The 2333-nt window shown below is 73.6% G+C and carries 2 protein-coding genes and 1 pseudogene; 1 reads left to right on the top strand and 2 read right to left on the bottom strand.

Features of this window, described 5'->3' with window-relative positions; translation table 11 throughout:
* Together FV223_RS25610 and FV223_RS25605 are read right to left on the bottom strand one after the other, a co-directional pair.
* A partial coding sequence (locus FV223_RS25610; protein ID WP_147729580.1) for a nucleotide pyrophosphatase/phosphodiesterase family protein occupies window positions 1-1071 on the bottom strand: 1071 nt, incomplete at its 3' end.
* Window positions 1072-1217: 146 nt separating this feature from the next.
* Complete coding sequence (locus FV223_RS25605; RefSeq protein WP_147729579.1) at window positions 1218-1889, bottom strand: metal ABC transporter permease; 672 nt, start codon at window positions 1887-1889, stop codon at window positions 1218-1220.
* Window positions 1890-2111: 222 nt separating this feature from the next.
* Between FV223_RS25605 and FV223_RS25600 the strand changes: the two are divergent.
* A pseudogene (locus tag FV223_RS25600) lies at window positions 2112-2333 on the top strand (DUF111 family protein); the annotation flags it as partial.

The raw sequence follows: 2333 nt of genomic DNA, 5'->3' as shown, positions 1-2333 counted from the left end.
CTCGTGCAGCGGCAGGCCGAGGGCGGCCGCGAGGTCGAGCGCGAGGAAGCCCGGCGGCAGCTGCCCCGCGGGCACGCCGGGAAGCGCGGTCTTCGCCGACGGGCTCGTCGCGCTCTCCTTCGAGATGGTCGAGAAGCCGTGGTCGGCGGCGACGACGATGTCGGTGGTGTCGGCCAGCCCGAGCGCGTCCAGCGCCCGGCGCAGCGCCGCGAGGTTGTCGTCGGCGTTGCGGATGCCGGCGAGCGAGGTCGGCCCGTTGATGCCGGGCACGAGCTTGCCGAGGCTGTCGCCGTGGTTGTGCTGCACGGCGTCCGGGTCGCGCGACCAGTAGACCAGCACGAACGGTTTTCCGCGGGCCTTGAACAGCGGCAGCACGACCTTCGTGGCGACGTCGACGAAGTAGGCCTGCTGCGCGACGTTGGCGACCAGCGTGCCCGGCGTCGTCGCGTCGCCGGCCTTGCCGTTCTCCCCGCGCGAGGGGGCGGCCAGCGGCAGGCCGCCGGCCGCCAGCAGGCCCCGCATCTCGGCGCTGAAGGGGATGCCGCGCGCCGAGCCGGTGTCGTCGTCGACGATGATCGTCGGGGCGCCGTCGCGGCTGGTGTTGTCGAAATTGAGGGTCGGCCCGAGCTTGCCGATCGCCGCGGTGCTGATCCCGGCCTTGGCGGCGGCCCGCAGCACCGTCTCCTCGTTGAGCCAGTCGCCGTTGAAGAAGCCGTTCATCTCGCCGAGCACCGCATCGTTCTCGACGAAGGGCGTCACCGTCCCGTTCTGCGCCGCGACCGGCTTGCCGACGTAGATCGTGTTCGAGAAGTCGCCGGTGTCGCCGAGGTGGTGGCCGGTCGCCATCGCCGAGCCGTTGGCGGTGGTGAAGGTCGGGAACAGCGAATGGCTGTTGGCGAGGTTCACGCCCTGGTCGCGCAGCGCCGCCATGGCGGGCGCGGTCTCCGGGGTGACCATCCCGGCGCGCATCCCGTCGGGGACGAACAGGATCACGTTGCGGGGGCGCTCGGCCGCCGCGGCGGCGGTGCCGAGCAGGCCGGCGACGATGACGCCGTTGAGGATCGCACGCATCGCCGTCGTCTCCTGAAGCGCCGGCTGGAACGCGGCTCGGGGCCGCTTCTCCCCACGTCCCCATGACGTCCGTGTGACGACGAACGCGGGCGGGGCGGCGGGCGGGTCGGAATCCCCGGCCCGCCCGCGCGATCGGGGCGCGACGCCTACATCGGCGGTGTCAGCCCGTCCTTGCCGACGGCGACCCGGCGGGCGCTCAACGCGCTGCCGTCGCGGGCCGCGGTGACGAAGGCCTTGGCGCCGGGCTTCAGGACCGCCCGGTCGGCCGGCTCGAAGGTCACCACCGGCACCTGGGGCGGCACGACCACCGTCTGCGCGCCGTCCTTGTAGGTCACGGTCAGCGTGCGCTCCCCGCCGCCGGCGGCGCTGGCCGACACGGTGCCGTTGGTCATCGCGCTCTTCACCCGGGGGGCCGGGGCGTCGGCCTTGACCGTGCCATTGGTCATGGCGCTCTTCACCCGGGCGCCGCCGGCGGTGGTGTCGGGGATCGCGTCCCAGCCGTAATGGCCCTCGCCGGTGCCGCGCATGGCTTCGGGGAACAGCACGACCTCGATCGCGGTGCGCGGGCTCTCGCCCTTGGTGGCGGTGCCGATGAAGGTGCCCTCCTTCACGTCGTCGAGGCTGGCCTTGACCACCGAGACGAACTTGGTGTCGTCGCCGAGCGCGATCGTCTCCGACACGCCGTCGATGGTCTTCAGGGTGATCGCGCCGGGCGCGACCGCCTCGATCGTGCCGCGCAGGCGCTCGACGACCGGGGCGGCCTGGGCGCCGCCGATCGACAGGAGGCCGGCGAGGGCGAGAAGCGGGAGGCGTGTCATGAGGGTCCTGTCGTTGGGAAGGCCCGACCATCCGGCACGATCGTCCGAAAGCCTGCGGCTGCGGCCCGACCGCTATCATGCCGGCACCGGGCCCGGCACCCGCCGGCCGGCGCGGCCATCCGCCTCGCCGGGGCTCGGCCGCGGGGCCTTGCCGCGAAACCTTTCCGGCCGATCTGGTGTTCGAACCGACGGGCCTTTCGCTCGCTCCACCATCGGACAGGCATGCAGATCCACCTCGACGCGGTCGGCGGCATGGCCGGCGACATGTTCGTCGCCGCCCTCCTCGACGCCTTTCCCGAGCACACCGAGGGCGTGTCGGCGAGCGTCCGCGCGGCGAGCCGGGCGGGCGTCGCCTGCCGCGTGCTGCCGCACAACGACGGCGTGCTCCAGGGCAGCCGCTTCCTGGTCTCCGGGCCCGGCGAGCCCGGTCCCGCGCCGCAGGGC

Origin of the sequence: Methylobacterium sp. WL116 (assembly GCF_008039455.1) — a bacterium.
Lineage (GTDB): Bacteria > Pseudomonadota > Alphaproteobacteria > Rhizobiales > Beijerinckiaceae > Methylobacterium.
This window is presented reverse-complemented; position numbering and strand designations above follow the sequence as displayed.